A 25,948-nucleotide genomic window follows, 5' to 3' on the forward strand; every position below is an offset into this window, starting at 1 on the left:
ACCCGGCATCAGATCGGGGCAGCCGCCAAACACTCGTACGAGGGTTTCTTCGCCGAAACGGGAACCGGCCCCGTCCCCCTCCGTAAGCACAACCGGCCCACGGGGCTAAGCGGGCCGCTGAAGCACCAGCAGGCTCCGGTCCACCAGGGTCAGCCGGTCGCCCGCCGCGACCTTCGCGCCGCTGCCGGGCTCCACGCCCTCCGGCAGCGAGGTGTCCACGATCACCTGCCACTGCTTGCCGTGGTCGATGGGCACCGTGAAGTCCAGCGGCTCGTGGTGCGCGTTGAACATCAGCAGGAAGGAGTCGTCGGTGATCCGCTCCCCGCGCGGCCCCGGCTCGGAGATGGCGTTGCCGTTGAGGAAGACCGTCAGCGACTTGGCGTGGGCCGCCTGCCAGTCGCGCTGCCGCATCTCCTCGCCCTCGGCCGTGAACCAGGCGATGTCCGACAGCTCGTCGTGGGTGCCCTCCACCGGCCGCCCGTGGAAGAAGCGCCGCCGCCGGAAGACCGGGTGGTCGCGGCGCAGCCAGATCAGCGAGCGGGCGAAGCGCAGCAGCTCCAGGGCCGGCGCGTCCGCCTCGTTATGCCGGTCCGGCCAGTGCACCCAGGACACCTCGCTGTCCTGGCAGTACGCGTTGTTGTTGCCGTGCTGGGTGCGCGCGAACTCGTCGCCGTGGCTGAGCATCGGCACGCCCTGGGAGAGCATCAGGGTGGCGATGAAGTTGCGCATCTGGCGCTCGCGCAGCGCCCGCACCGCCGGGTCGTCGGACTCGCCCTCGACCCCGCAGTTCCAGGAGCGGTTGTAGCTCTCACCGTCCTGGTTGCCCTCGCCGTTGGCCTCGTTGTGCTTCTTGTCGTACGAGACCAGGTCGCGCAGGGTGAAGCCGTCGTGGCAGGTGACGAAGTTGACGGAGGCCAGCGGCCGCCGCCCGTCGCCCTGGTAGAGGTCGGAGGAGCCGGTCAGCCGGGAGGCGAACTCGGCGAGCTTGCGCGGCTCGCCCCGCCACAGGTCGCGCACCGTGTCGCGGAACTTGCCGTTCCATTCGGTCCACAGCGGCGGGAAGTTCCCCACCTGGTAGCCGCCCTCGCCGACGTCCCAGGGCTCGGCGATCAGCTTCACCTGGCTGACCACCGGGTCCTGCTGCACCAGGTCGAAGAACGAGGACAGCCGGTCCACCTCGTGGAACTGCCGGGCCAGCGTGGCCGCCAGATCGAAGCGGAAGCCGTCGACCCGCATCTCGCTCACCCAGTAGCGCAGCGAGTCCATGATCAGCTGAAGCACGTGCGGGCTGCGCATCAGCAGGGAGTTCCCGGTGCCGGTGGTGTCCATGTAGTACCGCCGGTCGCTGCTCAGCCGGTAGTACGAGGCGTTGTCCAGGCCCCGGAAGGACAGCGTCGGCCCCAGGTGGTTGCCCTCGGCGGTGTGGTTGTAGACGACGTCGAGGATCACCTCGATGCCGGCCTGGTGGAGGGCGCGTACGGCCGACTTGAACTCCAGCACCTGCTGTCCCCGGTCGCCCCAGGAGGCGTACGCGTTGTGCGGGGCGAAGAACCCGATGGTGTTGTAGCCCCAGTAGTTCGACAGTCCCGCGTCGGCCAGCCGGTGGTCGTGCACGAACTGGTGCACCGGCATCAGTTCCAGGGTGGTGACGCCCAGCTCCGTCAGGTGCTCGATGATCGCGGGGTGCGCGAGCGCCGCGTACGTCCCGCGCAGCTCGTCCGGCAGCCGGGGGTGGAGCATGGTGAGGCCCTTGACATGGGCCTCGTAGATCACGGTGCGGTGGTAGTCGGTGCGCGGCGGCCGGTCGTCGCCCCAGTCGAAGTACGGGTTGACGACGACCGAGGCCATGGTGTGCGGGGCCGAGTCGAGGTCGTTGCGCTTCTCGGGCCGCTGGAAGTGATAGCCGTAGACCTCCTCGCCCCAGCGGACCTGCCCGCTGACCGCCTTGGCGTACGGGTCGAGCAGCAGCTTGGCGGAGTTGCACCGATGGCCGCGCTCCGGCTGGTACGGGCCGTGGGCCCGGAACCCGTACCGCTGTCCGGGCATGATCCCCGGCAGATAGGCGTGGCGTACGAAGGCGTCGGTCTCGCGCAGCTCCACCGCGGTCTCCGAGCCGTCCTCGTGCAGTAGGCACAGCTCGATCCGCACGGCGGCCTCCGAGAAGACCGCGAAGTTGGTTCCGGCGCCGTCGTAGGTGGCGCCCAGGGGGTAAGCCTGTCCCGGCCAGACCTGCATGCGTCGACTCTTCCACTTCTTCCCGGGGGGCCGCGAGCACCCCTGGCACCGCACGAGAGGAAATCCTTGCCCAACTGACGCCCTGGGGTAGCGGTTTCGCTCCAAATTCGCTGAAACGGAGGCAACCTACGGTCAGATCGGTTCGTCCTACCGGGTGACTCCGCATACTGGATCTCCCGGTATGCGGTCCCATGCGACCTGAGGGGTGTTTGGGGGAGAATGTGCGCAACATGATGCACCGCCACCTGGGAAAGGTGGTGGCAGGTGCGGCCATCGCGGTCACCGCCACCGCGGTGATGGTGGGGGTGACGCTGCCGAGTAACGCGTCCGGCCAGGAGAAGGGCGCGGCCGCGGGGCGCGAAGGCGGCCCGCAGGGCTCGACGGCCGAGCAGAGCCAGTCGGGGCGGCCGCAGCCCGCCGTCGTGGAGTCCGCCCCCGCCCAGGGGAAGAAGGGCACCGGCCGCGACCCGCTCACGGGCGACGAGATGAAGCGCGCCGAGCAGCTCGCGCTGACCCGTGGCTTCCGCGACAGCAGCGAGAACGTCACCGGCGGCAAGGGCCCACAGCAGCTGGCCACCGACCTCGCGGAGCTGTCTCCGGAGGAGGCGGCCGAGGCCGCTCCGCCGCGCCGCGCCGAGGTCTCGTACTACGACTACAAGGGCGACAGCTACGTCACCAAGACCGTCGACCTCGACTCCGGCAAGGTCGTGGAGACCGACACCCAGCACGGCGTGCAGCCGCCGCCCACCCGCGACGAGGCACGCGAGGCCGCCCGCCTGCTGATCGCCGACAAGCTCGGCGACGGCCTCAAGCGGGACTACAAGGACGCCACCGGCAGGGCGCTGACCGGCCCCGACCAGCTGACGGTCACCGGCTTCGTCTACCGGGTCGACGAGGAGAACGCCGGGCCGGCCGCCCTCGCGGACTGCGGCACCCACCGCTGCATACGGCTGTTCACCAAGGTCGTCAACGGGCAGTGGATCGACACCCGGCAGATGGTGATCGACCTGAGCGCCCGCAGCGTCCACCGGCTGGGCTGACGCCCCCGGCGCGCTCCCTTTCGCACACCTTTACGTTCACCACAGGAGTTCCACCATGCCTGAAAGAAGGCTCCGCCGAGCCCGCGCCCGGGTCGCGGCGGCCCTCGGCGCCTCCGCGCTGATCGGGGTCACGGGCGTCGCGGCCGGTCCGGCCGGATCCGCCCAGGCCGCCCCCAAGGCGCCCGCCAAGGCCCCGGTCGCGGCCGCCGACTGCTCGGCCCCGTACCGGATCGAACAGAAGCTGGACGGCGGCACCACCTGGCGGATGTGCTGGCACTACGAGAGCAAGGCCGGGCTCGTGCTCGACGACGTCTCGTACCAGCCCAAGGGCGAGGCCGCCCCCATCAAGGTGCTGACCAGCGCCAAACTCGCCCAGATCCATGTGCCGTACGACGACGGCACCAATGAGTACGACGACCTCACCGGGCAGTCCTTCGCCCAGGGTCTCCAGCAGCTCGACCCGGCCGAGTGCCCCGGCGGCACCATCAAGACCGTCCGCGTCCCCGGCGCATGGGACCCGGACAACCCGGATGTGAAGGGTCTGTGCGCCACCACCCGCGCCCGCGGCCACGCCTACCGCATGGGCGGCGGCGGCCAGGACGGCAACAAGGTCTACCAGCTCCAGGGCAAGGACCTGCTCCTCTACACCGTCAACATGGTCGGCTGGTACGAGTACATCACCGAGTGGCGGTTCTCCGGCGACGGCACCATGACCATGCAGGTCGGCGCCACCGGCACGCTCTCCCCGGTCGACTACGACGCGGGCGACGGCCGCGGCTGGCCGATCGGCAAGGGCGCCAAGGACTACGCCACCAGCCACGCCCACAACGTCTTCTGGCGGCTGAACTTCGGCCTCGACGGCTCCCCGAAGAGCAGGATCGAGCAGTACGACTCCAAGACCACCACGGCCTCCGGGCAGAAGCCCAAGACCAAGACCACCCGCACCAAGGTCACCAAGGAGCTGGCCGGGGACGCGGCCGCGCAGCGCTGGTGGCGGGTCGTGTCCGACACGGGCAAGAACAAGGACGGTCACCCGCGCAGCTACGAGATCGTGCCCGGCCACACCAGCAAGTTCCCCGGCCGTAGCTACACCAAGCACGACGTCTACTTCACCGAGTACAAGAAGTGTGAGCAGTTCGCCAGCCACAACATCCGCAACTGCGGCGCCGGCGCGGGCAAGAGCGTCGACAAGTGGGTGGACGGCCAGACCCTCAAGCACCCCATCGTGTGGGTCAACATCGGCTTCCACCACATCGCCCGCGATGAGGACCAGGAGCCCATGCCGGTGCACTGGCAGGGCTTCCAGCTCGCCCCGCGAGACGTGACCGCTATGAATCCGCTCACGCCTTCTGCACTGTCCGATCACAACGGCAATACACAACAAGCAGGTTGACCGTAAGCTCGATCGATCGAGCTGCACCGCCCCCGTCCTCCGCAGTAGTCTGCGGTGATCGTTGGATGGGGGCGGAAGGCGGTGCGCAGGTGAGCTCGGGCGGGCTGGAGCTGCCCTCTGGGGACGCGGTTCCCGGGGGAGACAGCGCCACCGACACACCCCCCGGTGCGGTGTCCCTGGTACAGCCGGTGGAGATCGGAGCGGAACTGGACTGGGGCGCCGACGCCTGGGCCGAGGTGCGCACCCGCGCACGCCGGGCCGGGCGGGCCTACATCTGGCTGAACCTCGTCGAGCAGCGGCTGCGCGCGGTCGTGGCCGCGGTGCTCCGCCCCATCTACGAGCCGGTGCACAGCGACGACTGGGTCGTCGCCGCGGCCGGGCCGGCCGGGCAGGAGTGGGTGCAGCGCGCGGTCGCCGTGCGGGAGGTGAGCCGCCGCAAGGGCTATCTGCTGGACCCGGCGGACGACAACGTCCTCAGCTTCCTCACCCTGCCGCAGCTGCGCGAACTCCTCGTCCAGCACTGGCCGTGCTTCGAGCCGTACCTGGACGACCGGCGCGAGGTGGAGCTGGCCCTCGACGAGCTGGAGGTGGCCCGTAACGTCGTCTCCCGCAACCGCGCCCTGTCCGTGACCGTGCTGGCCCAGGCCGAGCGCGCCTCCGCCCGGCTCCTGGACATCCTCGGCAGCGGCACCGGCACCCCCTCCGCCGACCGGCTGCCCATCGACGCCGTCGAGGACCTGGTGGGGGACCGGTACGCGGATGTCGTCGGGGTCCACTCCGACCGGGTGCGGCTCCAGCGGCAGCTGCCCGTCGAGGACCTCTTCGGCAACGCCCGCCGCCTCGACGCCGTCGGCATCGGGCTCAACCTCCTGGTTCAGAACTACTCCGGCCGCCGGATGGTCCGGCTGGCCGAATCCGGCTGCCGGGCCCGGCTGCTGTTCCTCAACCCGGCCAGCAGCGCGGTACGGCGGCGCGAGCGCGAGCTGGGGCTGAAGAAGGGCGAGATGAGCCGGTCGGTGGAGATGAACATCCTCCACATGCGACGGGTGCGGGCCCGGCTGCGCGACCCCGGCGCGTTCGAGATCCATGTCTTCGACGAGACCCCCCGCTTCACCGCCTACCTGGTCAACGGGGACGGCGCGGACGGCCTGGCCGTCGTCCAGTCGTATCTGCGCAAGGCCCGGGGCATCGAGGCCCCGGTGCTGGTGCTGCGCGGCGGCGGGCGCGGCCATGATGTGCTGCGGGACGGGCACGACATGAGCCGGGACGGCGAGAACGGGCTCTTCGGCACCTACCGCGAGGAGTTCGAGAGCGTGTGGGCGGACTCCCGGCCGGTGTCCTGAGCAGCGTTGTCAGTGGCTGCGGCTAGCCTCCCGGCATGCCGGATGCCTACACCATGCTGTGGACCAACGACCTGTGCGCGTACCTCAAGAAGGAGGGGTACCAGGGCGAGCGCCTGGTGATCCTCTTCGGCGGGCCGTTCCAGTCGATGCCCAGCTTTGTACGCGCCGGGGTCAAGGAAGGCGACCACATCTACCCCGTGCGCGCCTTCCGCAAGCGGCTGTGGGTGCTGGGCCGCATGGAGGTCGGCCGGATCCTTCCGTACGACACGGTCGGCGAGCTCACCACCGACGAGGACTATGCCCGGGTGCTGCGCTGGCGGGCGCTGAAGGCCGGGGGCGGGGTGAGTGAGGTGCTGCTGGGCCCGCCCGGCTCGCCCCTGCGGTTCGACCGGGCGGTGCCGCCCGGCCTCCTGGCCTCCTTGACCTACCGCTCCCGGCGGGGCGAGCGCCGCATCAAGCACGTCGAAGAGGGCGAGCTGAAGCGCTCCCACAGCGTGCGGGGCATCTATCGGCTGGCCCCCGCGTCGGCGGCGGCCATGGCCGCCCTGGTGGCCGGCTGAGCCGGGCCGCCGGTACGGGACCGGCCGGTGCGGGCCGCCCAGCGGCCGTCGGTGCGGGTGATACGGACGGGATGGCCGAAGCAGTCGCTGATCCGCTCCGTGGTGACCACCTCGTCGGCCGCCCCGGAGGCCAGGGCGCGCCCCTGGCGCAGCAGCAGCGCGTGTGTGGTGCTCGCGGGCAGCTCCTCCAGATGGTGCGTCACCAGCACTGTGGCCAGCCCCGGATGGTCGTGCCGCAGCGCGTCCAGGCTGTCCAGCAGCTGCTCGCGCGCCGCCAGGTCGAGACCGGTGGCCGGCTCGTCGAGCAGCAGCAGGCGCGGGCGGGGCATCAGCGCGCGGGCGATCAGCACCCGGCCGCGCTCGCCCTGGGAGAGGGTGGGCCACAGGGCGTCGCGCCGGGCGCCCATCCCCAGTGTGTCGAGCAGCCGCTCGGCCTGCTCCAGCCGGGCGGGCTCGGGCCGCCGGCGCGGCACGGTCTCGACGGTGTTGGTCAGCCCGGTCAGCACCACGTCCCGCACCCGCAGCGGGGAGCGCAGCGGATGGCGCGGGTCGACATGGCCGACGAGGGTGCGCAGCTCCCGCAGATCCACCCGGCCCAGCGTGTGCCCCAGGACCTGCACCGTGCCCCGGGTGGGATGCGTCAGCGCGCCCAGCAGCCCGAGCAGGGTGCTCTTGCCCGCGCCGTTGGCGCCGAGCAGCGCCCAGTGCTCGCCCTCGCGGACGGTCAGCGACACCGACCGCAGCAGATACCGGCCGTCGCGGACCACGTCCACGTCCTCGGCCCGCAGCACGGCGGGGCGGATCATCGCACCTCCTCCTCGACCAGGGCCATGACGGACTCAAGATGGGCGGCGGTGGCCGCGACCGCGGCCGCGGCGTCGCCGCGCGCCAGGGCGTCCAGCAGCTCCGCGTGGGCGTGGGACAGATCGGGCAGCCGGGTCTCGTACGTCACCATCTCCACCAGCGCCTCGCGCAGCACCGGCAGTACGGAGGTGAACAGCCCGAGCAGCACGGCGTTGCCCGACAGCTCCACGACCGTCCGGTGGAACTCCAGATCGGCGTCCACGAAGGCGGCGGGCCCGGCCGCGGCGGACTCCTGCCGCCGCTTCAGATCCGCCGCGAGCCGGGCGACGTCCTCGGGGCGCGTGCGGCGCGCGGCCAGCCGGGCGGCCTCCACCTCCAGGGCCCTGCGGACCTCGTAGACCTCCAGCAGCCGGGCGCGGCGCAGCAACTGGGGCAGATCCGGCTCCCCGGCCGCCTCGGCCTGTTCGGGTGCGGCCTGCTCTGGTGCGGTCGGGGCGGCGAAGGTGCCCGAGCCGTGGCGCACGTCCAGCAGGCCGTCCCGGGCCAGCAGCCGTACGGCCTCCCGCACCGAGGACCGGCCGACGCCCAGCTCCGCCGCCAGCTTCACCTCGTTGGGCAGCCGCTCGCCTGGCCCCCAGCGCCCTTCGCGCAGCATGTCGCGCAGCGCGCCCTCGACCTGCGGTACAACGCGCCCGTGCCGCAGCCGGGTCGGCTCCGCCGCCACGCCCCCACCTCTCCTGATCATGTTCCGGGGACCCTAGCACGAGTCCTCAGACGTCTGAGGACTCAATGCGTTGTCAGTGGTGCGTGGGAGGGTGGTTCACACCAGGGGGAAAGTACGAAGGAGGGCCGGTATGGGCTGGCACCGAGAGCTGCTGATCGGATTCGATCTGGAGACCACGGGCACGGACCCGGGGGAGTCCCGGATCGTGACGGCGGCCGTGGTCGAGGTGAGGGGCGGGGAGCCGGTCGGGCGGCGCGAATGGCTGGCCGATCCGGGCGTGCCCATTCCCGACGACGCCGTCGCCGTGCACGGCATCACCACCGAGCGGGCGGCGGCCGAGGGGCGCCCCGCGCGCGAGGTGGCCGACGAGATAGCGGAGGCGCTGGTCGCCCACTGGCGGGCGGGAGCGCCGGTGGTCGCGTACAACGCGGCATTCGATCTGAGCCTGCTCGCCGCCGAGTTGCGGCGCCACGGGCTGCCCTCGCTGGGCGAGCGGCTGGGCGGCGCCGAGACCGGCCCGGTCGTGGACCCGTACACGATAGACCGGGCCGTCGACCGCTATCGCAAGGGCAAGCGCACGCTGGAGGCGGTGTGCGGGGAGTACGGGGTGGTTCATGAGCACGCCCATGAGGCGGGGGCGGACGCGCTGGCGGCGGTCCGCGTCGCGTACGCGGTCGCGGAGCGGCACGGCCAGGTGGCGGGTCTCGACCTGTGGGACCTGCACCGCAAGCAGGTCGTCTGGTACGCCCGATGGGCGGCCGACTTCCAGGCCTGGCTGCGCCGCAAGGGCACGGCGGACGCGGTGGTCGACGGCAGCTGGCCGCTCCACGAGGCCGAGGCGGTGGCGGTGGCGGGCTGACCGGCCGCCGCGCTCAGAACGCGTACCAGCGGACCGTGGGGTCGCCGTCCCGCAGGGAGGCCACCCGGCGGCCGAACTCCGCGAGTGCCGCCGGATTGCCCGGCGCGTGCTGGGCGACCCAGGCGCAGCTCGCGATCTCCCGCGCGCCCCGCAGCACCGCGCAGCCGTCCCACTCCCGTACGTCCCAGCCGTAGCCCGCCACGAACTCGTCGTACGCGGCCGGGCCGAGCCCGTAGCGGTCCCGGGTCAGGGCCATGACGACGAGGTCGTGTTCGCGCAGGTCGTACGAGAAGGTCTCCAGGTCCACCAGTACGGGGCCGTCTGGGCCGATGTGCACATTGCGCGGCAGCGCGTCGCCGTGCACCGGGCCGGGCGGCAGATGGGGGGTCAGCTCCGCGGCGGCCGCCGCGGCGTCGTCCCGGCGGGCGCGCAGATACGCCGCGTCCGCCGGGTCGATGGCGTCCCCGGCCAGCCGCAGCCAGCGCTCCACGCCGCCCAGCAGATCACGGCCGGGCAGGGCGAAGGGCGGCTCGGGCAGGGCGTGCACCAGCAGGAGCAGCTCGGCGAGGTCGCGGGGGCCGGCGGGGCGTACGGACTCGGGGAGCTGCTGCCAGTAGGTGACGAGGTGGCCCCCGAAGGGGAGGGGCTGCTCCGGGCCGTAGCGGCGGTCCGGCCGCACCGCGGGCAGGCCCTCGCGCGCCAGCCAGTCGGCGACCTGGAGTTCCCGGGCGGCCCGGTCCCACACCTCCAGGTCGCGGCTGATCCGCACCACGAGGGACAGGCTGTCGACGGCGAAGACGGCGTTCTCGCCGAGCGCCAGCAGCCGGGCCTCGGCGGTGCCCGCCCGGTACGGCGGCAGCGCGGCGCCGAGCACGGCGCGCGCCCGCGCCTCGGTGAGCGTCGTGGTCCCCATGCCGTGCCTCCCAGACGTGTTCGCGGTGGGGGTTCTGCCCCTCCCGCCCCTTCCCGCGACCGGGGGCAAGCCCCCGGCCCCCGTACGCCCGAGCGCGCCCATCACGCGGTCCGGCGCGGCGCGCTCCAGGCTACGGGCCCGGGCGGGCATCTCCGGGCTGGGGCGGCCCTGCGCCTCGTGGGCACGCCACGGAGCGTCCGGGGCCGGGGGCGAAGCCCGAGCGGGGTTGGGGGCGGAGCCCCAGCGGGGTCGGGGGCGAAGGCCCAGCGGGGTCCGGGGCGGAGCCCGAGCGGGGTCGGGGGCGGAGCCCCAGCGGGGTTGGGGGCGAAGCCCCAGCGGGGGCCGGGGCGGTGCCCCAGCGGGGGTCGGGGGCGGAGCCCCGATGGGGGTCGGGGGCGAAGCCCCAGCGGGTCGGGGGCGGAGCCCCAGCGGGGTCGGGGCGGAGCCCCGATGGGGGCCGGGGCGGAGCCCCGGATCGGGAAGGGGCGGGGTGGGGAAACAACCCCGCCGCCCAACTCCCGTACCCCTCACCTTGATCCAAACGCTTGACTGCGCCGCGCCCCCTCCGCACGATGACGTGGGCCTCCGCACCGGGCGCCCCAGTTCAGCCGTACTGCCGCGCCTGAAGGAGCCCCTCGCCGTGACATCGATGGCCGCAATGGCGCGGCCGGGCAACAGAACACCGGACGGGAGGCGGGGCCACGGCGCGTGGTTCCTGGTCCTGCCCGCCCTCATACCGATCCTCGTCCTCAGCGTCGGCCCCCTCCTCTATGGGATCGCGCTGGCCTTCACCGACTCCCAGTCGGGCCGCACCCGGCCCACCCAGTGGATCGGCCTGCTCAACTTCCAGGACCTGCTCCAGGACCGGCTCTTCTGGGAGTCGTTCGGCATCGGGCTCAAGTGGGCGGTCGGGGTGACGGTCCCGCAGTTCCTGCTGGCGCTCGGACTGGCCCTGCTGCTCAACCAGAACCTCCGCTTCCGCTGGCTGGCGCGCGCCCTCGCGATCGTCCCGTGGGCCATGCCGGAGATCGTCGTCGGCATCATGTGGCGGCTGGTCTACCACCCCGACGCGGGCGTCCTCAACGAGGCGCTGGGCACCGACAAGAACTGGCTGGGCGACCCCGCCACCGCCCTGCCCGCCGTCATCGTGGTCGGCGTGTGGGCGGGCATGCCGCAGGTGACGGTCGCGCTGCTGGCCGGCCTGGCCAATGTCCCGCGCGAGCTGCACGAGGCCGCGGCGGTGGACGGGGCCGGGGCCTGGCGCCGCTTCCGCACCGTCACCTGGCCCGCCATCAGGCCGATAGCCCTGGCCATCAGCGCGCTGAGCTTCATCTGGAACCTCAACTCCTTCGCGCTGGTCTACGTCCTGACCAACGGCGGCCCCGGGGGCCGCACCCGGCTGCCGATGCTCTTCGCGTACGAAGAGGCCTTCCGCTACGGCCAGTTCGGCTACGCGGCGGCGATGGGCTGCGTCCTGGTCGCGGTCGTCTCCGTGCTGCTCGCCGTGTATCTGGCCGGGCGGCTGAAGGGAGAAGACCGGTGAAGCGGCAAACGGCCGCCAAGCGCACGGCCCGCGCCGGCCAGTACCTCGCGCTGCTGTGCTACCTCGGCTTCCTCGTCCTGCCCCTCCTGTGGCTGATGTCCACCGCCTTCAAGCCGCCCCGCGAGCTGGCCACCCTCGACCCCGGCTGGATCCCCGACCACCCCACCCTGGACAACTTCCGCCAGGCGTTCGACGAGCAGCCGCTGCTCCAGGCCGCGGCCAACAGCCTGGTCGCCGCCGCCTGCGCCGCCGTGTTCGCCGTCGTCGTCGCGACCCCGATGGCGTATGTGATGGCCCGCCACCGGTCCGCGCTGTCCCGCGCGGCCACCGGCTGGGTCGTGGTCAGCCAGGCGTTTCCGGTGGTGCTGGTGATCATCCCGCTGTTTCTGGTCCTCAAGAACCTCCGCCTGATCGACTCCCTCGCGGGCCTGGTGGCGGTGTACGTGGTGTGGGCGCTGCCGTTCGCGCTGTGGATGCTCACCGGGTACGTCCGCGCCGTGCCGCGCGAGCTGGAGGAGGCCGCGGCCGTGGACGGCGCGGGCCGGGCGCGGATCCTGGTCTCGGTGACCGCCCCGCTGCTCGCCCCGGGGATCGTGGCCACGGCCCTGTTCGCCTTCATCACGTCCTGGAACGAGTTCTTCTTCGCCCTGGTCCTGCTCAAGTCGCCGGAGAAGCAGACCATGCCGGTCATCCTCACCCACTTCATCGGCGCGGAGGGCGTGGCCGACCTCGGCCCGCTCGCCGCGGCCGCGCTGCTCGCCACGATCCCCTCCCTCGTCCTCTTCGCCGTCATCCAGCGGCGGATCACGGGCGGGGTGCTGGCCGGGGCGGTGAAGCACTGATGCGCCGCAGGCACTTCCTCGCCGGGGCGCTGGCCGCGCCCGCCTCCGCCGCGCTGCTGCCCGCCTGTTCCGCGGACCGGCGCCGCCGCTCCGCGGACGGCACGGTCACCCTCCGCTTCCAGTCGCTGGCCTGGCAGCAGGAGTCCGTGGCCGCGAACAAGCAACTGGTCGCGGAGTGGAACGAGGCCCATCCGAAGATCCGGGTCGAGTACGTCCAGGGCAGCTGGACCGGCGTCCACGACCAGCTGCTGACCGCCTTCGAGGGCGGCGATCCGCCCGACATCATCCACGACGCCACCGACGACCTCGCGGACTTCGCGTACGGGGGCTCGCTCGCCGACCTCACCGACCTGCTGCCCCGGCGCCTCAGGGAGGACATCCCGCCCGAGAGCTGGCGCACCGCGACGTTCGGCGACGGCGTCTTCGGCGTGCCGTTCCTCCAGGAGCCGCGCATGATCATGGCGAACCGGGCCCTGCTGGAGGGGGCGCGGGTGCGCGTTCCGACCGCCGAGGACCCCTGGAGCTGGGAGGAGTTCGAGGAGGCCGCGAAGCGGCTGACGCGCAAGGGCACCTACGGCGTGGCCTGGCCGCTCAAGGAGCCCGTCTCCGCGACCCTCAACCTGTCCCTGTCCACCGGCGGTCAGGTCTTCCACCGGGGCGCGGACGACAAGGTCACCATCCGCTTCGACGCCGCCGACCAGGCCGTCCCCGCCGTCATCCACCGGCAGCTGGGTGCCGACGGCACGGGCGCCCGGGCCACCTTGAGCATGGGCGGTTCGGACACCCTGCCCGGCTTCTTCGGCGGCAAGTACGCGATGGTGCCGCTCGGCTTCTCGTACCGCCAGCAGATCGTGCAGCAGGCGCCCGAGGGCTTCGAGTGGACCGTTCTCCCGGCGCCCGCCGGGCCCGGGGGAGAGCAGCGGCAGGGTGTCAGCCCGCAGACGCTGTCCATCGCCCAGGACAGCCCGTACAAGGAGGAGGCGGCCCGCTTCATCGACTTCTTCCTCCGGCCGCGCAACATGGTGCGGCTCGCGCGCGGCGACTGGCTGCTGCCGACGGGCACGCGGGCCCTGGCCGACCCCGCGCTGCGCACCCGCGAGCACGGCTGGGCGACCGGCGCGGCCCTGGCGAGCGCGCTGCGCCCGGCGCCCGCCCAGGCGGTCCGGGGCTATCCGGAGTGGAAGGACAAGATCGCGACACCGGGGCTTCAGGAGTACTACGGCGGCGAGATCGGGATGGAGGAGCTGAGAGACCGGCTGGTGAAGGACGGAAACCTGGTGCTCGCCCGCTACCAGCGATAGCGATCGCCATCGCCATCGCGGCCGGCGCGGCGGTCGGCACCGGGTTCAAGTTGCACGAGACGTATCGTCTCGCCTAATGTCACGGCCGTGGCCGAACCCTTCGACGCCCTGCTGTGCCCGCTGTGCGGCGACGGCCTCCGTCCCTCCGCCGGGTCGCTCGGCTGTCCCCGCGGCCACGCCTTCGACATCGCCCGCCAGGGATACGCCAGCCTGCTCGTGGGCGGCGCCTCCACCGCGAGCGCCGACACCGCGGCCATGGTCCGGGCCCGGGCGGCGTTCCTCGGGGCCGGGCACTACGCGGGTCTCGCGGGCGCCCTCGCGCGGCTCGCCGCGCCGCTGTGCCCGCCCGGCTCCACCGTGCTGGACGCCGGGGCGGGCACCGGCTACTACCTGTCCGCCGTGCTGGACGCCGCCCCCGGCGCGGTCGGCCTGGCGCTGGACACCTCCAAGCACGCGCTGCGCCGGGCCGGGCGGGCCCACCCCCGCGCGGGCGCCGCCCGCTGGGACCTGCGGCGGCCGCTGCCCGTCCGGACCGGCTCGGTCGACGTGCTGCTCAACGTGTTCGCGCCGCGCAACGGCGGTGAGTTCCGCCGCGTGCTGCGGCCCGGCGGTGCGCTGCTGGTGGTCACCCCCACGGAGCGGCATCTCGCCGAGCTCCGTCCCTCCATGGGCCTGTTGTCGGTCGACGCGGCCAAGGACGACCGGCTGCGCCGCACGCTGGACGGCCGCTTCCGGCTGGAGCGCACCGCGTCCTGCGACCGTACGGTCGCACTGACCACCGAGGACGCGGAGAACGCGGTCTCCATGGGGCCCTCCGCCTACCACCTCGACGAGGCCGAAGTGCGCCGCCGGGCCGCCCGTCTGCCCGCCCCGCTGCGGGTGACCACGTCCTTCCGGCTGGCGGTCTACCGGCCGGCCTGACAGGGGCGGTACGGGCGGATCGGCCGGGACCGGGCGGCATCGCCCGTCACCGCGCCGGGGTGTGCATCCCCGCGAGCGTGAGGCCGACGAGCCGGTGGACCGCGGCTTCCGAGGGCAGGTCGGCGGCGGCCGTGAGTGAGTGAAGGCAGTAGGTGGCGAGTTCCCGGGGGGCGATGTCGTCCCGGAGTGCTTGGGCGGCCGCGGCCTGCGCGATCACATCTTCGAAGAGCCGGCTGAGGTCGCGCTGTGCCTGGACGATCGCTTCGCCGCGGTGGAGCAGCGCCGAGAGTTCCTCGGTGCCCTGGCCGCGTCGGTGGTAGGAGATGAGCGCGTAGCGCTCAAGGACCGCCCGAACCCTTTTGCCCGGGTCGGGGAGGCTGTCGCGGAGTTGGCGAAGCTGCTCGATGTGGCTTGCGACATGGCGTTCGTGGAACGCGCTCAGGATCGACTCGACGTCGGGGAAGTACTTGTAGAGCGTGGCCCGGCCGATGCCGACCTTCTCGGCGATCTGCGACATGGTCACCGACATGGGTCCCTGCTCGGTGGCCAGTGACCAGGTGGTGCGCAGGATCGCTTCGCGCACCGCATTGCGGTGCTCCTCGATCGTCTCGTTCCACAGCTTCGGCACCGCGCCATTGTACGCCGCGCCACTGTCGCGACGCTTCGACTTGACAGCGACAATGTGTATCGAAAAAGCTGTGATGAGCGTTGCCGGGCAGCCGAGACGGAAAGGGCGTCGCCATGACACAGCCGCATTCCCACGCCGGGGCTTCGGGGGAAACGACCCGCGACGCGGGCAGCGACATGCTGACCGCGCAGGCCTACATCCCGACCGACCGGGCGAGCCGGTACCTCGTCCAACTCTGCCGACACGGCAGCCAGATGACCGGAATCCCCGGCCACCGGCCGCGCGCCCACGCGGGCGGCGGGGCGCCTCCCCGGCTCCGGCACGTGGAATGGTCCGACACCGAAGGCGTCCTCGACTTCGGCTTCGGGCAGTGCGCTCTGGAAGCCGGTCCCGAAGGGCTGACACTCCGCGCCCGAGCCGACGGCGAGGAGCATCTGCGGCGCATCCTGGACGGCATCGCCGCACGCGTCGAGAAGATCGGCAGACGCGACAACCTGCACGTGACCTGGCATCGTCCCGACGCTGCCGACGCCGACGCCGCCCCCGGCGTGGCGGGCGGTCCACCCGCCCCCGCCTCACGGTCGCCGCTCCGCGCCCACGGCAGGGCGATCGCCTTGTCCGCCGTCGCCCTGCTGGTCCTGGCCGCGCACCTCGCGGCCGGCCGCACCCTGGTGGACTCCTCCTGGTCGAGCTGGGCGCTCGTCACCGTCCTCGGCATTGTCGCGGTCAAGGCCACTGTCATCACGACCGTGGTCATCCGCCGCCGCAAGGCCGCCAGGGCGCACCCCTGACAGGCCGATGCCATGGACCAGCTCCCTCCGGGAGACCGTTACCGCGGAGGAAAGGTTGTGTCCCGACTGCCTTGTGTCCCTTCTTAACTGCTTCTTACCGTCGAGTGAACTCTTGACTAACGCAGGAAAGTTGGACATGCGCGCAGACATACCGCCACTCGCCGAAGTACGTCGTATCACCGAGAAGAAGCGCGACGCGTGGTGGACCGTCATGCTTGTGGACCCGGTCGCCACACCACTGGTCCGCTGGACCGCGATGCACACCCGCGTCACCCCGAACCAGCTCACCTGGGGCGCGTTCCTCGTGGGCCTCGGGTCCGCCGCCTGCTTCGCGCAGGGGGACTGGCGCTGGCTGCTGCTCGGCGCCCTGCTCTACCACGTCAGCTTCATCTTCGACTGCATGGACGGCAAGCTGGCCCGGCTGACCGGCGCCGGCTCGGTCTTCGGCGCCTGGCTGGACTTCGTCTTCGACCGGATCCGGGTCCTGGTCTGCGCGGTCGCGCTGATGGCCGGCCAGTACGAGCGCACCGGGGACGTGCGCTACATCTGGCTCGCGCTGGCCGTGGCGGCCCTGGACGCGCTGCGCTATATCAACTCGCTCGAGACGTTCAAGATCCGGCACGGGATGCGCGAGCAGATCAAGGCCCGGATGGAGGCGGCCCGCGAGGCGCACAACGAGGCCGAGCTGGCCTTCATGGAGGACCTGCTGAGGGACAACCCCCAGGCCGACGTGGAGCACGACCGTGCCGTCGCGGCCGGGGCGGCGCGCGGGACGACGACGGAGGCGACGGCGGCGGAGGCGCCGAAGCAGGAGACCGCTCCGGAGGCTCCCGACGGGCCCGTGGTCGTCGATCTCCAGCGGTCGTTCCGCCGCCGCTTCCCTTGGTGGACGCGGTGCCGCTCGTTCCTTCAGCGGCACCGCGTCCGCGCTCATCTCGTCAGCGGTATCGAGTTCCAGATGGGCGTGTTCATCATCGGGCCGGCCCTGGACTCGGTTGTGGCGGGGACCGTCGTCTCAGCCGCTCTGCTGCTCGTCTTCGAGCTGGCCATCATCTACAAGCTGCTGCTGTCGACCCGGGACTTCACCCGCACCCTCAACTCCTTCGGCGCCACCGCTTGAGCGCCGCTCAGGCAGGCGTGCCGCTCAGCTCCTCGAACAGCACGAGCCACTGCCGCGGAGTCGCGTACGCCACCACGGCATCCCGGCCGAGCCCCGCCCGCCGGAACGCGGAGTCCAGCCGCCGGGCGGGGTGCGCGCGGCGCAGCGACGCGTACAGCGTCCCGCCGACGCCGGAGAAGCCGAGCTCGACCAGCCGCTCGTACGCGGCCCGCTCGGCCGCGCCCGTCAGCAGCGGCCGCGGGCGCCGGGTCAGCCGCATGATCCCGCCGTCGACCCTCGGCACCGGCCGGAAGGCGGCGCGCGGAACCCGCCCGCACATCCGCCACTCGACATCCGGCCAGGTCCGTACGGTCAGCAGGCTCCAGCGGCCGAAGTCCCCGGTGCGCTTGCGGGCGTACTCCAACTGGGTCAGGAAAGTGGCCGAGGTGAGCCGGGGCGCCCGCAGACACCAGTCGACGATCTCGGCGGTGCGGGCGTAGGGCACATTGCCGACCACCGCGAAGGGCTCCAGCGGAGGCCGCGCGGTCAGGAAGTCCCGGTGCACCACGCGCACATGGGGGTGCCCGGCCAGGCGCATCCGCAGGCCGGGGATGAGGTGGGGGTCGATCTCGTAGCCGATGAGCTCGCGGCAGTGCGGCGCGAGCGCCGCGGTGAGCGCGCCCTTGCCCATGCCGACCTCGACCACCAGGTCGCCGGGGCCGGGCCGCGCGGCCCGCACCACGCGGGCGACGGAGGCCGGGTCGACCAGGAAGTTCTGCGAGAGCGTACGGCGCGCCAGATCGCGTTCGGAATAGCGCGGGTTTCGGTATGGAGTTCGCTTGCGGGCCACAGCCGGCGGTCCTTTCGGAGCCGGGCGGGCGGCAGCAGCACGGAACGGGCCCTGCCGCCCGTCCCGGAGTGAATGATTCCTGGACTGGCGGGGGCCCTGGCCGAGGGCGTGCGGAAGCGAGCCGTAGGGCTGTGAAGCCGGAGGCGATACCGCTGCGAAGTGACGGAGCTACAGAGCTACGAAGGTACGGAGCTACGGGGCTCTGAAAGCCTCAGCGTCGGACAGGCGTCGAGCGCTCAGTGGCGAGCTGGCGAGCGGTCAACGGCTGGGGAAGGCGCTGGGCGCGTCCGGGCCGGCCAGGGCACCGGGGCCGCGCCGCGGGCGGCGGGTGAGCAGGAGAGAGGCGTTCACACACGCTGCCCGGGCGAAGCCCTGGGAGTCGCGGATGAACGCGCCGATCAGAGATCCCATCGGTGAGTGCCTTCCGCGCGCGTGCGTCGTTCCTGTCTGCCGTCCGTGCCGCCAAAAACACGGAACCGGCCGCGCGGCACGAGGGCCACGCGACCGGTTCACCGTAGGGACGCCCCCTAGCGGGCCGCAACCGATTTATGCTCCGGCTCCGGCTCCACCCCGGCGGCCGGCTCCACCCCGGCGGCCGGCTCCACCCCGGCGGCCGGCGCCGCCGCCGCGGCCGGCTCGTCGTGCGTGAGGTCCGGCAGCCACTGGAGCCAGCGCGGCAGGTACCAGTTGCGCTCGCCGAGCAGCGACATCACGGCCGGCAGCAGCACCCCGCGGATGATGGTGGCGTCGATGAGCACCGCGGCCGCGAGCCCCACGCCCATCTGCTTCATGCTCTGCATCGACAGCGTGCCGAAGATCGCGAAGACCGCGACCATGATCACGGCGGCGCTGGTGACCACGCCCGCCGTGGTGACCACGCCGTGCACCACCGCGTCCTTGGTGGTCCGCCCGGCCATCCGCGCCTCGCGGATCCGGGAGACCACGAAGACGTGGTAGTCCATGCTCAGCCCGAACAGGATCACGAAGAGGAACAGCGGCAGCCAGGACACGATCGCGCCGACCCCCTCCGCGCCGACCAGGCCCGCGCCCCAGCCGTGCTGGAAGATCGCGGTGAGGACGCCGTACGCGGCGCCCACCGACAGCAGGTTGAGCACGATCGAGGTGATGGCGATCGTCAGCGACCGGAAGGACATCAGCATCAGCAGGAAGGCGAAGACGACGACGAAGGCGAAGACCGGCGTCACGGCCGAGCCGAGCTTGTCGTTGAAGTCCTTGGACATGGCGGTGGAGCCGCCGATCGGCGCGTCGATGATGCCGTCGGCCTTGTCGAGCGTGTCCGGGCGCACCGTGTCGCGCAGGATGTTCAGGCTCTTCTCGCTCTTGGCCTCGTCGGAGCCGCCGGTCAGCGGCACCTCGATGACGGCGAGGTTCTCGCGGTCGTGGAACGCCACCTTCACCGGGCCCTTGGAAGCGCCCTTGGCGACCGCCTCGGCACGGAAGTCCTCGATCGCGGCGCGCACCGGCGCCGCGTTGATGTCATCGGCCTTGACGGCCACCTGGGCCGGGGAGGGACCGCCGGGGAAGGCCTCGTCCATGTGCTCGTACGCGGCCACGATCGGCAGGGAGTTGCCGAACTCCTGGTCCAGGGTGAGGTTCGCGGTGTTCATGCCCACGGCCGGGACGGCCACGGCGATCAGCACACCGCCGGCCAGCGCCACCGACAGCATCGGCTTGCGCAGCACCCGGCTCAGCACGGCGCGCCAGAAGCGGCTCTCGCCGTTGCTCTCCCGCTTGATGCGGCCCAGGAACGGCAGCCGGCCCTTCTCGACCCGCTCGCCCAGCAGCGACAGCAGCGCCGGGAGCACCGTCACCGAGCCGATCATCGCCACGGCCACGACCAGCAGGGTGGCCAGGCCCATCGCCTTGAACTCGGCGATGCCGGTGAAGAGCATGCCCGCCATCGCCACGATCACGGTGAAGCCCGAGACGAGGATGGCCCGGCCGGAGGTGGCGGCGGCTATCCGCAGCGCGGTCTGCGCGTCCCGGCCCGCCGCCCGCTCCTCGCGCTCCCGCCGCAGATAGAACAAACAGTAATCAACACCCACCGCGAGACCCACCAGCAGCATCACGGAGTTGGCGGTGTCGCTCATGTGCACGGCGTGGCTGACCACCGCCACCAGACCGGAGGTGGCCAGGAACGCGGTCATCGCCAGCAGGACCGGCAGCAGGGCCGCCACCAGCGCGCCGAAGGCGATCAGCAGGATGCCGAGGGCCACGGGCAGCGCCGAGTACTCGGCCTGCTGGAAGTCGTCGCCGAACGCGTCGTCGAACGCCTTCTGGCCGCTCGCGTCGCCGAACTGCTCGATCAGCAGGTCCTTGTGCTCGCCCTGCGCCTTCTCCACCGCGTCCAGCACGGGCTGGACGTGGTCGGCGGCCTTGTCGGGGTCGCCGCGCATATCGAACTGGACCAGCGCGGACCGCTGGTCGGCGGAGATCGTCTTCGTGTCGTACGGCGAGGTGACCTCGGTGACCTGCCCCGTGCCCTGTACGGCCTTGATCACGCCGTCGACGGCGGAGCGGAACGCCGGGTCGCTCGCCGTGACACCCTTGCCCTTCGCCTGGATGAGCACGGTTTCACCGGCCGGGTCTTCAATGCCGACGTCGTCCAGAAGCTTCATGACGCGCCCGGACTCGCCGGGCATGCCCTCGCCGCCCGATACGTCCACCCGCCCTGCCATCGACCCGACGGCGAGGGCGAGGATGACGAGCAGCACCCACCCCCCGACCGCGGTCCACCGGTGCCGGGCACTCCAACTGCCCATGCGGGCCGCGATTCCGTGCGGCCTGTCCATGTGGCCTGTGTCCGCCACGGCGTCCCCTTTTCCCCAGATCTCCCGGTGACGGACTCGCCGCCGCCCCCTGGGCAAGACGCTATGGGGCGCGGGGGTGCCGTCCCATCCTGCTGTCCGGTGAACCCTCGGGCAGTCATCTCCACCGAAAGGAGGGGGGATATCCCCACCCCCAAGAAAGAGGCCCCTTACACGTAAAGTGGCCCGCACCGGCCGGTCTGGTCCTCAACCTCCGCTGGAATCAAGAACGTTGCCTACGTCACACATGGCCGAGGATCTTGAAATGACCGTGTCAATCAGTCAGGGTTTCGGGCAGGCCGGAGCGGGTCCCCACCGATGCTCCGGCGCGTTGCAAGGCGAACTTTCCCCCCACAACCACACGAGGAGGATCCCTCGTCATGGCAGTTCACAAGCGAGTCAACGCGCGTCGACTCACCCTGGCCACGGCCGTTGCGGCCGCTGTTGCCGCCGGTGCCTTCGTGGCCGTCCCCGCAGGCGCGTCCACCGCCGCGCCCGCCGAGGGCAAGGTCTACGGCACCCAGTCCGCGGACGCCGTCAAGGGCAGCTACATCGTCCTGCTCAAGGGCGGCAAGAGCATCAAGGCCGCGGCGGAGGGCAAGGACCTCGCCCAGCGCTACGGCGGAACCCTGCGCCGCAGCTACGACTCCGCGGTCAACGGCTTCTCCGCGAGCGGCCTCACCGAGACCGAGGCCAAGAGGCTCGCCGCCGACCCCGCCGTCGACAAGGTCGTCCAGAACCACCGCTTCACGATCGACGCCACCCAGGACAACCCCCCGTCCTGGGGCCTGGACCGCATCGACCAGACCGACACCGAGGGCGACAAGAAGTACACCTACCCGGACGCCGCGGGCGAGGGCGTCACCGCGTACGTCATCGACACCGGCGTCCGCATCAGCCACGAGGACTTCGGCGGCCGCGCCGTCTCCGGCTTCGACGCCATCGACAACGACGACGACGCGGACGACGGCCACGGCCACGGCACGCACGTGGCCGGCACCATCGCCGGAGCCGAGCACGGCGTCGCCAAGAAGGCCAAGATCGTCGCGGTCCGCGTCCTGGACGACCAGGGCTCCGGCACCACCGAACAGGTCGTCGCGGGCATCGACTGGGTCACCGAGAACCACCAGGGCCCGTCCGTCGCCAACATGAGCCTCGGCGGCACGGCGGATGACGCCCTCGACGCGGCCGTCCAGAAGGCCATCGACTCCGGCATCACCTTCGCCGTCGCGGCCGGCAACGAGTCCACCGACGCGGGCCAGGGCTCGCCCGCGCGCGTCAAGGACGCGATCACCGTCGCCTCCAGCACGGACGCCGATGAGCAGTCCGACTTCTCCAACTACGGCGACATCGTCGACCTCTATGCCCCCGGCTCGGACATCACCTCCGACTGGAACACCGGCGACGACGCCACGAACACCATCTCCGGCACGTCCATGGCCACCCCGCACGTCGTCGGTGCCGCGGCGGTCTACCTCGGCGGCCACCCCGACGCCACCCCGGCGGACGTGGCCAAGGCGTTGACCGAGGGCGCGACCCCGGACAAGATCTCCAACCCGAGCGCGGGCACGCCCAACAAGCTGCTGAAGATAGTCGAGTAGTACCAGCACGACCCCAAGCCGCCGCGCTCATCCCCCATGGAGCGCGGCGGCCCCATTCCCGGGCCGAGAGTGGCCCACCGTCCGGGGCTGGGAATGGCCCAGAACGGTGGGCCGTTCAACGGCTAATGTCCCACCCATGAACACATCTTCGAATACTGCCGCCCGCACGAAGGTCGACCTCTACTTCGACCCCATCTGCCCCTTCGCCTGGATCACTTCGCGCTGGATCCTCGAGGTCGAGCGCCAGCGCGACCTCGACCTCCGCTTCCGGGTCATGAGCCTGTCCGTCCTCAACGAGGGCCGCGAAGACCTCCCCGAGCGCTACCGCGATCTGCTCGAGGCGGGCTGGGGCCCCGTCCGCGTCTGCGTCGCCGCCGCGCAGCACCACGGCGAGGAGGTCCTGCGCGACCTCTACACCGCGCTCGGCACCCGCATCCACAACCAGGGCAACGAGGACGTCGAGGCCGTGATCCGGGAAGCCCTCGCCGAAGTCGGCCTCCCCGCCGGCCTCGCCTCGGCCGCGACCAGCACCGCCTACGACGAGGCCCTCCGCAAGAGCCACCATGAGGGCATGGACCCCGTCGGCGAAGACGTCGGCACCCCCACCCTCCACGTCGACGGCGTCGCCTTCTTCGGCCCGGTGCTGTCGTCCATCCCGCGCGGCGAGGACGCGGTGCGCATCTTCGACGGCGCCCGGCTGCTCGCGGGCTACCCGGACTTCTTCGAGCTCAAGCGGACGCGTACGGGGGGCTTGGACTTCAGCTGACCAATGAATCCGTGGACGTCACTCGCGCGCTCGGGAAGCCTTTTGCAGCATGCGACAGGACGCTTCCGCAACGCCGCCCGGCACCTGGCGCCGGGCGGCCGGTTCGTCATCGAGCTGTGGGTCCCCGAGCTACGGAAGCTTTCCCCCGGTCAGCAGGCCGTGGTGTGGCCGTCCGAGGCCGGTCTGGCCGACCGAACTCGATCTCATGGCCCAGCTGGCCGGGTTCGAGCTGGAGTCCCGGCACGCCGACTGGCAGGGAGCCGAATTCACCGCCGAATCGCGCTCTCACGTCTCGGTCTACCGACTCCCTGGGTGACTACCGTGCTGCTGCCTCCTCGCGCGGCGCGCCTCTGACGCCCATGCTGCCCGGCACCGAGAGAAGCGCGCTGTACCAGACGTTGGCCATCTTGCTGTAGCCGCCCGCGTTCGGATGCACCCCGTCCGCCAGGTCGGCGGTCGTGAGTGCTCGGTACATGTCAACCAGGTGGACGCGCTTGCCGGCGTTCACCTTGCTCTGCACGATCCCGGGGATCGTCGCGTTGAAGGTACGGACAGCCGAGTCGAAGGAGGATATGGGGATGATCGTGGCCACGAAGACCTCTGTATCGGGGGACGTGGCGGTGATGTGGTCGAGCAGCGTGGAGAGCCGGCCCGGCGCTCCGGCGGGGTCGCTGCCGTACATGTCGTTGGTGCCGATGTGCAGGAGTACGGTGCGTGGGGTGTAGGTGCGCAGCCAGTTCACGACGTTGCTGTCGATCTGGCCGATGGTCCAGCCGGAGTGGCCTTCGTGGTCCCGGTCGCCGAGATTGCTCGGACCGTTGGACTGGGAACCGACGAAGTCGACGCTCCGGCCGCCTGCGACGAGCTTCTGCCAGAGGTCGATGCGGTAGCCGCCCGGGACGTTGAAACCGTCGGTGATCGAGTCACCGAGCGGCATGACGCGTACTCCGGCCCTGGGCGCGGCGGGGGCGGACGTTGCGGCGTGGGCGGTGCCGGTTGCGGTGAACAGCGCGAAGATCAGGGACGCGAGAGCGATGGTGCTGGTGACCAGGCGTCTTGTCCTTGTCATGATCGCCTTCCTGGTGGTGGGGGGATCACGAGGCCGCCGCTTGATCTGTGGCGACTCCGGAAAGGTGCTGAAACATTCCGGAGTGTGTTCCGAACTTTTTCAGTCGGCAAGGGTCAAGACGCGCCATCGCAAGGCGAGCCCAGGTAGTCGAGCGTGCCGGTTTTGGCGGTGCGTATGAAGGTGCCGAGCTGGGCTGGGGTCGTGCGGATGGCTACGACGGGTGTGTCGCTCTCCCGCAGCCACACTTCGCCGTCCGCGACGGCAAGTTCGACGCAGTTCTCCTCCTCGCCGTGGCCTGAGAAGGACGATTTCCGCCACGCCATTGCTTCAGTCACGATCTGTCCCTTCAAAGTTCCACCGTGATGCGACGGATGAGGTCTCGCGATTCCACTGGCGGGAGAGCGAATCCGAGGGCCTTGTCGAGAAGGCGGCGAAACCGTACGAGTTGCGGCTCTGCGTCCAGCAAAATCGCCCTTAGGGCGTCCAGCTGTACGGTATCCAGTTTCGACACTGGTCCACCTGCGTACAGCATGGAATTTCCGGCCCCGCCAAACCCGTCGACATCGAAGGGGATCACCCGGACAGCGATGTTCGGCCGTTCTGACTGCTCCAGTATGTGCCGCAGTTGGCGACGCGCTACGGCCCGGTCGGCAACCCGTGTGCGCAGGGCGGATTCGTGGATGACCGCTTCGAACGGGGGAGGTGCGTCGCGTTCCAGGACGCGCTGCCGGCGCATGCGGAAGTCCACCAACATGTCGAGGTGGTATGGCGTCGGCTCGGGGAGCCCGTAGGCCATGAGAGCGCGCATGTAGTCCTTGGTCTGCAGAATCCCCGGGATGTAGGCAGCCTGAAGTGTTCGCATATAGCGGGAGCGGGATTCCAGCTCAGCGAGATCCAGTGCCCCGTGCGCGAGCTGGCCTCGGAACTCCTCCCACCACCCTTTGCCGCGATCCGTAGCCATGGCGGCCAACTCAGCGATCAGCTCCTCGTCGAGGCACGCGTACTGAGTCGCCATCTGCCGAACCCGCTCCGCGCTGATGCCCGCCCGCCCTGACTCCACGTGGCTCATCTGGGCCGAGGTGGTGCCGACCCGCTCGGCCGCCTCCCGGGCGGTCATGCCCGCCGCCTCGCGCATCTTGCGCAGCTCGGCACCCAACCGTGCCTGGAACGCGGTGGGCTGACTCCTCAGTGCCATGCGCCCGATTCCTCCGATCCGTCGAGAGCCCGACAAGCGCTCGTTCCGCCATCCAATCAGACAGCTCGGACATCGCCACAAACTTGTGGTGCACAAAGTTGTGGCGTACTGTGAGTGATGCGCTCATCACACGCTGATGACCGGCTGGAGCCGGAAGCCTACTGCCCCCTCATGCCTGCCGCCCCGGCACCGGCATGCCCGAAGCGGGGGGCACCGACACCTCTCGGAGGCCCATATGGAGACGCCGAACCCCAACTCACCGAGCCAGAACCACCCTTCGCTCCCATTCCCGTGGGCGGACGACACATCCCCGGAAGCCTTCGACAAAGAGCTGTGCGAACTCGTCGTCGCCGTCGCGCCCCGGATCTTCGCCGTCGTCCAGGAGTACGAGGTGGACCCGGGCGTGAAGGACGGATGCGTCGCGGCTTGGGGCCTGGCCTTCGATGACGGACCCGTGCGGGTCACCACCATCGACGGCACCCGGCAGTTCGTCCTCAACACCCCCGAGCGGGCCCTCCGGTGGTTCGCAGGGCGAGGGCGCGGCGGTGAGGAGGAGGTGTCGGCCAGGCTGGTCTGGCTCGGCCGATCCGCAGTCGCCGACTTCGAGCAGGCCGAGGCGGCCTGAGCGCACACCGGGGAGCGA

The 25,948-nt window shown here is 71.3% G+C and carries 25 protein-coding genes and 1 pseudogene; 15 read left to right on the forward strand and 11 right to left on the reverse strand.

Features of this window, described 5'->3' with window-relative positions:
• Window positions 1-105: 105 nt before the first annotated feature.
• Window positions 106-2,235 (reverse strand): glycogen debranching protein GlgX, encoded by a 2,130-nt coding sequence (gene glgX / locus ABTY62_RS08720; protein ID WP_352128692.1) that lies wholly within the window; start codon window positions 2,233-2,235, stop codon window positions 106-108.
• Window positions 2,236-2,468: 233 nt separating this feature from the next.
• Here glgX and ABTY62_RS08725 point away from each other — a divergent pair, with 233 nt between their 5' ends.
• From ABTY62_RS08725 to ABTY62_RS08740, 4 genes are all read left to right on the forward strand, one after another.
• Window positions 2,469-3,275 (forward strand): Tat pathway signal sequence domain protein, encoded by an 807-nt coding sequence (locus ABTY62_RS08725; protein ID WP_352129018.1) that lies wholly within the window; start codon window positions 2,469-2,471, stop codon window positions 3,273-3,275.
• A gap of 55 nt (window positions 3,276-3,330) precedes the next feature.
• Window positions 3,331-4,668, forward strand: a complete 1,338-nt coding sequence (locus ABTY62_RS08730; RefSeq protein ID WP_352128693.1) for a copper amine oxidase — start codon at window positions 3,331-3,333, stop codon at window positions 4,666-4,668.
• A 65-nt stretch (window positions 4,669-4,733) separates the two neighbouring features.
• Complete coding sequence (locus tag ABTY62_RS08735; RefSeq protein ID WP_352128694.1) at window positions 4,734-6,011, forward strand: DUF5919 domain-containing protein; 1,278 nt, start codon at window positions 4,734-4,736, stop codon at window positions 6,009-6,011.
• A gap of 35 nt (window positions 6,012-6,046) precedes the next feature.
• Window positions 6,047-6,571, forward strand: coding sequence for a hypothetical protein (locus ABTY62_RS08740; RefSeq protein ID WP_352128696.1), 525 nt, complete (start codon window positions 6,047-6,049; stop codon window positions 6,569-6,571).
• Here ABTY62_RS08740 and ABTY62_RS08745 read toward each other — a convergent pair.
• Together ABTY62_RS08745 and ABTY62_RS08750 are read right to left on the reverse strand one after the other, a co-directional pair.
• Window positions 6,517-7,377: an ABC transporter ATP-binding protein gene (locus tag ABTY62_RS08745; RefSeq protein WP_352128697.1), complete on the reverse strand. Its 861-nt coding sequence runs from the start codon at window positions 7,375-7,377 to the stop codon at window positions 6,517-6,519. The genes ABTY62_RS08740 and ABTY62_RS08745 overlap by 55 nt on opposite strands.
• Window positions 7,374-8,099 carry a FadR/GntR family transcriptional regulator gene (locus ABTY62_RS08750; RefSeq protein ID WP_352128698.1) on the reverse strand — a complete coding sequence of 242 codons (726 nt, stop codon included), beginning with the start codon at window positions 8,097-8,099 and terminating at the stop codon, window positions 7,374-7,376. The genes ABTY62_RS08745 and ABTY62_RS08750 overlap by 4 nt, the downstream gene beginning before the upstream one ends.
• Before the next feature lie 130 nt (window positions 8,100-8,229).
• On the opposite strand from ABTY62_RS08750, the gene ABTY62_RS08755 reads away from it, so the two are divergent.
• A complete protein-coding gene (locus ABTY62_RS08755) occupies window positions 8,230-8,958 on the forward strand; it encodes a 3'-5' exonuclease (RefSeq protein WP_311723576.1) in 729 nt (242 codons plus the stop codon).
• A 13-nt stretch (window positions 8,959-8,971) separates the two neighbouring features.
• Here the strand turns inward: ABTY62_RS08755 and ABTY62_RS08760 are convergent, their stop codons facing one another.
• A complete protein-coding gene (locus ABTY62_RS08760; protein WP_352128699.1) occupies window positions 8,972-9,871 on the reverse strand; it encodes a phosphotransferase enzyme family protein in 900 nt (299 codons plus the stop codon).
• A 649-nt stretch (window positions 9,872-10,520) separates the two neighbouring features.
• Here ABTY62_RS08760 and ABTY62_RS08765 point away from each other — a divergent pair.
• The 4 genes from ABTY62_RS08765 to ABTY62_RS08780 all read left to right on the forward strand — a co-directional run bounded on the left by ABTY62_RS08765 (window position 10,521) and on the right by ABTY62_RS08780 (window position 14,478).
• A complete protein-coding gene (locus ABTY62_RS08765; RefSeq protein WP_352129020.1) occupies window positions 10,521-11,414 on the forward strand; it encodes a carbohydrate ABC transporter permease in 894 nt (297 codons plus the stop codon).
• Window positions 11,411-12,256 carry a carbohydrate ABC transporter permease gene (locus ABTY62_RS08770; protein ID WP_352128700.1) on the forward strand — a complete coding sequence of 282 codons (846 nt, stop codon included), beginning with the start codon at window positions 11,411-11,413 and terminating at the stop codon, window positions 12,254-12,256. Before ABTY62_RS08765 ends, ABTY62_RS08770 begins: the two co-directional genes overlap by 4 nt.
• Window positions 12,256-13,557 carry an ABC transporter substrate-binding protein gene (locus ABTY62_RS08775; RefSeq protein ID WP_352128701.1) on the forward strand — a complete coding sequence of 434 codons (1,302 nt, stop codon included), beginning with the start codon at window positions 12,256-12,258 and terminating at the stop codon, window positions 13,555-13,557. Before ABTY62_RS08770 ends, ABTY62_RS08775 begins: the two co-directional genes overlap by 1 nt.
• An 87-nt stretch (window positions 13,558-13,644) precedes the next feature.
• A complete protein-coding gene (locus ABTY62_RS08780; protein ID WP_352128702.1) occupies window positions 13,645-14,478 on the forward strand; it encodes a putative RNA methyltransferase in 834 nt (277 codons plus the stop codon).
• A 46-nt stretch (window positions 14,479-14,524) separates the two neighbouring features.
• Here ABTY62_RS08780 and ABTY62_RS08785 read toward each other — a convergent pair whose 3' ends face one another.
• Window positions 14,525-15,106 carry a TetR/AcrR family transcriptional regulator gene (locus ABTY62_RS08785; RefSeq protein ID WP_352128703.1) on the reverse strand — a complete coding sequence of 194 codons (582 nt, stop codon included), beginning with the start codon at window positions 15,104-15,106 and terminating at the stop codon, window positions 14,525-14,527.
• A 113-nt stretch (window positions 15,107-15,219) separates the two neighbouring features.
• Here ABTY62_RS08785 and ABTY62_RS08790 point away from each other — a divergent pair, with 113 nt between their 5' ends.
• Both ABTY62_RS08790 and ABTY62_RS08795 read left to right on the forward strand, forming a co-directional pair.
• Complete coding sequence (locus ABTY62_RS08790) at window positions 15,220-15,897, forward strand: DUF2218 domain-containing protein (RefSeq protein ID WP_352128704.1); 678 nt, start codon at window positions 15,220-15,222, stop codon at window positions 15,895-15,897.
• Window positions 15,898-16,033: 136 nt separating this feature from the next.
• Window positions 16,034-17,017 (forward strand): CDP-alcohol phosphatidyltransferase family protein, encoded by a 984-nt coding sequence (locus ABTY62_RS08795; protein ID WP_352128705.1) that lies wholly within the window; start codon window positions 16,034-16,036, stop codon window positions 17,015-17,017.
• A gap of 7 nt (window positions 17,018-17,024) precedes the next feature.
• On the opposite strand, the gene erm is transcribed toward ABTY62_RS08795, so the two are convergent.
• The 3 genes from erm to ABTY62_RS08810 all read right to left on the reverse strand — a co-directional run bounded on the left by erm (window position 17,025) and on the right by ABTY62_RS08810 (window position 20,659).
• Window positions 17,025-17,795 carry an ErmE/ErmH/ErmO/ErmR family 23S rRNA (adenine(2058)-N(6))-methyltransferase gene (gene erm / locus ABTY62_RS08800; protein WP_352129021.1) on the reverse strand — a complete coding sequence of 257 codons (771 nt, stop codon included), beginning with the start codon at window positions 17,793-17,795 and terminating at the stop codon, window positions 17,025-17,027.
• Window positions 17,796-18,104: 309 nt separating this feature from the next.
• A complete protein-coding gene (locus tag ABTY62_RS08805) occupies window positions 18,105-18,257 on the reverse strand; it encodes a hypothetical protein (protein ID WP_311723567.1) in 153 nt (50 codons plus the stop codon).
• A 116-nt stretch (window positions 18,258-18,373) separates the two neighbouring features.
• The gene (locus ABTY62_RS08810; protein WP_352128706.1) at window positions 18,374-20,659 is read right to left on the reverse strand and encodes an MMPL family transporter; all 2,286 of its coding nucleotides are present in this window, start codon (window positions 20,657-20,659) and stop codon (window positions 18,374-18,376) included.
• A 395-nt stretch (window positions 20,660-21,054) separates the two neighbouring features.
• Between ABTY62_RS08810 and ABTY62_RS08815 the strand changes: the two genes are divergently transcribed.
• The 3 genes and pseudogenes from ABTY62_RS08815 to ABTY62_RS08825 form a co-directional block, all read left to right on the forward strand.
• Window positions 21,055-22,275: a S8 family peptidase gene (locus ABTY62_RS08815; protein ID WP_352128707.1), complete on the forward strand. Its 1,221-nt coding sequence runs from the start codon at window positions 21,055-21,057 to the stop codon at window positions 22,273-22,275.
• A gap of 136 nt (window positions 22,276-22,411) precedes the next feature.
• Complete coding sequence (locus ABTY62_RS08820; RefSeq protein ID WP_352128708.1) at window positions 22,412-23,041, forward strand: mycothiol-dependent nitroreductase Rv2466c family protein; 630 nt, start codon at window positions 22,412-22,414, stop codon at window positions 23,039-23,041.
• Between the two features lie 63 nt (window positions 23,042-23,104).
• A pseudogene (locus ABTY62_RS08825) lies at window positions 23,105-23,357 on the forward strand (SAM-dependent methyltransferase); the annotation flags it as partial.
• Here ABTY62_RS08825 and ABTY62_RS08830 read toward each other — a convergent pair.
• The 3 genes from ABTY62_RS08830 to ABTY62_RS08840 all read right to left on the reverse strand — a co-directional run bounded on the left by ABTY62_RS08830 (window position 23,358) and on the right by ABTY62_RS08840 (window position 25,305).
• On the reverse strand, window positions 23,358-24,110 hold the full coding sequence (locus ABTY62_RS08830) for an SGNH/GDSL hydrolase family protein (RefSeq protein ID WP_352128709.1): 753 nt from the start codon (window positions 24,108-24,110) through the stop codon (window positions 23,358-23,360).
• Window positions 24,111-24,223: 113 nt separating this feature from the next.
• Complete coding sequence (locus tag ABTY62_RS08835; protein WP_352128710.1) at window positions 24,224-24,445, reverse strand: DUF397 domain-containing protein; 222 nt, start codon at window positions 24,443-24,445, stop codon at window positions 24,224-24,226.
• An 11-nt stretch (window positions 24,446-24,456) separates the two neighbouring features.
• On the reverse strand, window positions 24,457-25,305 hold the full coding sequence (locus tag ABTY62_RS08840) for a helix-turn-helix domain-containing protein (protein WP_352128711.1): 849 nt from the start codon (window positions 25,303-25,305) through the stop codon (window positions 24,457-24,459).
• 235 nt (window positions 25,306-25,540) lie between these two features.
• On the opposite strand from ABTY62_RS08840, the gene ABTY62_RS08845 reads away from it, so the two are divergent.
• On the forward strand, window positions 25,541-25,930 hold the full coding sequence (locus ABTY62_RS08845) for a hypothetical protein (RefSeq protein WP_352128712.1): 390 nt from the start codon (window positions 25,541-25,543) through the stop codon (window positions 25,928-25,930).
• The last annotated feature ends 18 nt before the right edge of the window (window positions 25,931-25,948 follow it).

Source organism: Streptomyces sp. NPDC097640, from assembly GCF_040302705.1.
Classification (GTDB): Bacteria; Actinomycetota; Actinomycetes; order Streptomycetales; family Streptomycetaceae; genus Streptomyces.

Coding starts and splice junctions, on each gene's coding strand:
- ABTY62_RS08745 (WP_352128697.1), bottom strand. CDS start 7,377: ATGATCCGCCCCGCCGTGCTGCGGGCCGAGGACGTGGACGTGGTCCGC.
- ABTY62_RS08815 (WP_352128707.1), top strand. CDS start 21,055: ATGGCAGTTCACAAGCGAGTCAACGCGCGTCGACTCACCCTGGCCACG.
- ABTY62_RS08840 (WP_352128711.1), bottom strand. CDS start 25,305: ATGGCACTGAGGAGTCAGCCCACCGCGTTCCAGGCACGGTTGGGTGCC.
- ABTY62_RS08830 (WP_352128709.1), bottom strand. CDS start 24,110: ATGACAAGGACAAGACGCCTGGTCACCAGCACCATCGCTCTCGCGTCC.
- ABTY62_RS08735 (WP_352128694.1), top strand. CDS start 4,734: ATGGGGGCGGAAGGCGGTGCGCAGGTGAGCTCGGGCGGGCTGGAGCTG.
- ABTY62_RS08845 (WP_352128712.1), top strand. CDS start 25,541: ATGGAGACGCCGAACCCCAACTCACCGAGCCAGAACCACCCTTCGCTC.
- ABTY62_RS08765 (WP_352129020.1), top strand. CDS start 10,521: ATGGCCGCAATGGCGCGGCCGGGCAACAGAACACCGGACGGGAGGCGG.
- ABTY62_RS08740 (WP_352128696.1), top strand. CDS start 6,047: ATGCCGGATGCCTACACCATGCTGTGGACCAACGACCTGTGCGCGTAC.
- glgX (WP_352128692.1), bottom strand. CDS start 2,235: ATGCAGGTCTGGCCGGGACAGGCTTACCCCCTGGGCGCCACCTACGAC.
- ABTY62_RS08795 (WP_352128705.1), top strand. CDS start 16,034: ATGCGCGCAGACATACCGCCACTCGCCGAAGTACGTCGTATCACCGAG.
- ABTY62_RS08810 (WP_352128706.1), bottom strand. CDS start 20,659: ATGGACAGGCCGCACGGAATCGCGGCCCGCATGGGCAGTTGGAGTGCC.
- ABTY62_RS08790 (WP_352128704.1), top strand. CDS start 15,220: ATGACACAGCCGCATTCCCACGCCGGGGCTTCGGGGGAAACGACCCGC.
- ABTY62_RS08805 (WP_311723567.1), bottom strand. CDS start 18,257: ATGGGATCTCTGATCGGCGCGTTCATCCGCGACTCCCAGGGCTTCGCC.
- ABTY62_RS08760 (WP_352128699.1), bottom strand. CDS start 9,871: ATGGGGACCACGACGCTCACCGAGGCGCGGGCGCGCGCCGTGCTCGGC.
- ABTY62_RS08820 (WP_352128708.1), top strand. CDS start 22,412: ATGAACACATCTTCGAATACTGCCGCCCGCACGAAGGTCGACCTCTAC.
- ABTY62_RS08725 (WP_352129018.1), top strand. CDS start 2,469: ATGCACCGCCACCTGGGAAAGGTGGTGGCAGGTGCGGCCATCGCGGTC.
- ABTY62_RS08730 (WP_352128693.1), top strand. CDS start 3,331: ATGCCTGAAAGAAGGCTCCGCCGAGCCCGCGCCCGGGTCGCGGCGGCC.
- ABTY62_RS08755 (WP_311723576.1), top strand. CDS start 8,230: ATGGGCTGGCACCGAGAGCTGCTGATCGGATTCGATCTGGAGACCACG.
- ABTY62_RS08775 (WP_352128701.1), top strand. CDS start 12,256: ATGCGCCGCAGGCACTTCCTCGCCGGGGCGCTGGCCGCGCCCGCCTCC.